Source organism: Mycobacterium simiae, from assembly GCF_008370645.1.
Classification (GTDB): Bacteria; Actinomycetota; Actinomycetes; order Mycobacteriales; family Mycobacteriaceae; genus Mycobacterium; species Mycobacterium simiae_A.
This window is the reverse complement of sequence record NZ_VTZN01000425.1, coordinates 1-951: the sequence shown is the minus strand read 5'-3', so window position 1 is coordinate 951 and position 951 is coordinate 1. Positions and strand designations below refer to the sequence as shown.

The window sequence follows — 951 nt, the reverse complement described above, 5'->3', positions numbered from 1 at the left end:
CCGACCCAGACCGCACGCTCGGCGCCGATGTCGTCGAGCAGTCCCACTAGATCGGCCGTCAACTGGTGGATGTCGTAGGCCTCAATAGTCTCCGGGCGTGACGAGCCGCCATAGCCGCGCTGATCTGGGGCCAACACGTGGTATCCGGCCTGAGCCAACGCCGGAATCTGGTGCCGCCACGAGTAGGCCAGTTCAGGAAAGCCGTGGGCCAGGATCACCACCGGTGCGCCGCGGTCTCCGGCCTCGACCACTCGCAGCTGCACTCCGTTGGTGTCGACTAACCGTTCGGTTGATGAGGCCACCGTCTCACCAAATCACAACGACACAGCGCAGAGAAGGGCTTGACCAGAGTGGATATGACGGCCGCAGCCGCGCATTATCGATGGATGCGGCTGGACCACGTGGTGCTCTGGACGAAGGATTTGCGTGCGGCCATGGATTTCTACACCAGGGTCGTCGGACTTGAGCCGGTGCGTTTTGCGGAGTTCGAATCGGGAGCGGCGCCGTTCCCCAGTGTGCGGGTGTGTGCGGACTCCATCATCGACCTGATGCCGGTGAAAAACACTGCGGATGTTGAGTCGATGACCGGGCTCGGGGGTAGCGCGGGCCATCCGGTCAATCACGTCTGCCTCGCCCTGACTAAGGCTGAGTACCACGCCCTGGATCGGCGTCTGCAGGCAGCCGGCGTGGACACCAGCGCACGGCTGGACCACACCTACGGGGCTAGGGGCTGGGCGCCGCACGGGTATTACTTCGCCGATTCGGACGGCAATGTGATCGAAGCCCGTTACTACGAGTAACCGCCGGACCTCACACCGGTGTGACGTATGCGAGGCCGGGTTTCGGCCGATTCGCCGCACAACTGCAACCATCCGGAACCACCGGTCGTTGTGTGGTCGAGATGGTGGCGACCCGCTGCGGTCGGCTTTGGCCGACCTGGCGATCGCCACG

The 951-nt window shown here is 64.0% G+C and carries 2 protein-coding genes; one reads left to right on the top strand and one right to left on the bottom strand.

Annotated elements, in window-relative coordinates:
- The coding region (locus tag F0Q45_RS26240) for an alpha/beta fold hydrolase (RefSeq protein ID WP_149656621.1) at nucleotides 1–302 on the bottom strand (302 nt) is incomplete at its 3' end.
- 84 nt (nucleotides 303–386) lie between these two features.
- Between F0Q45_RS26240 and F0Q45_RS26235 the strand changes: the two genes are divergently transcribed.
- Nucleotides 387–800, top strand: coding sequence for a VOC family protein (locus F0Q45_RS26235; RefSeq protein WP_149656620.1), 414 nt, complete (start codon nucleotides 387–389; stop codon nucleotides 798–800).
- Nucleotides 801–951 lie beyond the last annotated feature (151 nt).

What these genes read in the sequence shown, in the direction of transcription:
- F0Q45_RS26235 (WP_149656620.1), top strand. Translation starts at nt 387, where the DNA reads ATGCGGCTGGACCACGTGGTGCTCTGGACGAAGGATTTGCGTGCGGCC.